The organism is Pseudomonas sp. SDO5591_S426 (assembly GCF_054070755.1).
The window spans coordinates 1-1,581 of sequence record NZ_JBSVXD010000388.1; the positions used below are offsets into that span (position 1 = coordinate 1).

Below are 1,581 nucleotides of genomic sequence, written 5' to 3' on the forward strand. Positions count from 1 at the left end.
TACCCCGACCGCATTCCCTGTAGGAGCTGCCGAAGGCTGCGATCTTTTGACCTTGATTCTAAAAATGGATGCACACCATGAACACCACCGAAAGCCTCAAGGACTACCAGCGCGTTCGCCTGCTGGCGATCCGTTCGTTGTTCGAGATCATCGAGCAGTCGAGCGAAGGCACGGTGATCGTCGACCGCGACGCCAACATCGTCTGGATGAACGAGCGTTATGCCCGGCGTTTCGGCCTGCAATCGGCCGAGGGCGCCATCGGCAAGGCCTGCGAAAGCGTGATTCCCGGTAGTTTGTTACGTGAAGTGGTGCGCACCGGAAGGCCGATTCTGCTCGACATGCAAGACACCCCCAAAGAGCCACTGGTGGTCATGCGCCTGCCGATCCACGATGACGCCGGCGAAGTGATCGGCGCCATCGGTTTTGCCCTGTTCGACGAGTTGCGCAGCCTGTCGCCGATGCTCAAACGCTACATGAGCATGCAGGAAGAACTGGCGTCGACCCGCTCACTGTTGCGGGCAAGGCAGACCAAATACAACTTCGCCCACTTCATCGGCACCAGCGCCGCCAGCCTGGAAGTCAAACGCCGCGCCCGGCGCAGCGCCAGCACCGAATCGCCGGTGTTGCTACTCGGCGAAACCGGCACCGGCAAGGAGTTGCTGGCGCAGGCTATCCACAACGCTTCGCCGCGCGCGCACAAGGCATTTGTCAGCATCAACAGCGCAGCGATCCCGGAATCATTGCTGGAAGCCGAATTTTTCGGCACCGCGCCCGGCGCCTTTACCGGCGCCGATCGCAAGGGCCGCGCCGGCAAATTGCAGATCGCTCAGGGCGGTACGCTGTTCCTCGATGAAATCGGTGACATGCCGCTGCCGCTGCAAAGCAAACTGCTGCGGGTATTGCAGGAAAAGGAATTTGAACCGGTCGGCTCCAACGACGTGATCCAGAGCGATGTGCGGGTCATCGCCGCTACCTCGACCGACCTGGAAGCGGCGATCAAACGCGGCGAGTTTCGTGCCGATTTGTATTACCGCCTCAACGTTCTGCCAATCCATGTCCCGCCGCTGCGCGACCGTCTCGACGACCTGCCCGCCCTCAGCGAAGCAATCCTTGAAGAGCTGCGCAGCCAGCACGAGCTCCACAGCGAAGCGCTGGCTCTTCTGGGTCAACACGCCTGGCCGGGCAATATCCGCGAGCTGCGCAACGTGCTGGAGCGGGCCGCACTGCTAAGTGATGACCTGCGCCTTTCAGCAACGGACATCCGCGCGGCGATCGGCACGTTTACCCCGGTTGAGCGCGTGACGCCGTTGACCATCGAGCCGCTGGAACACGAGACGTTCAGTGCGGCGCGGGAGCGTTTCGACCGGCAATTGATCGAAGCAACCCTGGCGCAATGCGGGGGCAAGGTGATCGATGCGGCGGCGCGACTGGGGCTTGGCCGGTCGACGTTGTACAAGAAGATGGCGGCGTTGGGGATTGTAGAATCTCCATAAAGAGATACATGTCTCTATTTGTAGATTTCTTCAAAATCAAAAGATCGCAGCCTGCGGCAGCTCCTACAAGGGTTTCAGCGTTTCTCTG

Annotated in this window: 1 protein-coding gene; it reads left to right on the plus strand. The window is 60.6% G+C overall.

Annotation, left to right across the window (positions count from 1 at the left end):
- The first annotated feature begins 77 nt into the window (after window positions 1–77).
- Entirely contained in the window at window positions 78–1,493 is a 1,416-nt protein-coding gene (locus ACW9JC_RS30190) for a sigma-54 interaction domain-containing protein (RefSeq protein WP_457459628.1), read from the plus strand.
- The last annotated feature ends 88 nt before the right edge of the window (window positions 1,494–1,581 follow it).

What these genes read in the sequence shown, in the direction of transcription:
- ACW9JC_RS30190 (WP_457459628.1), top strand. Translation starts at nt 78, where the DNA reads ATGAACACCACCGAAAGCCTCAAGGACTACCAGCGCGTTCGCCTGCTG.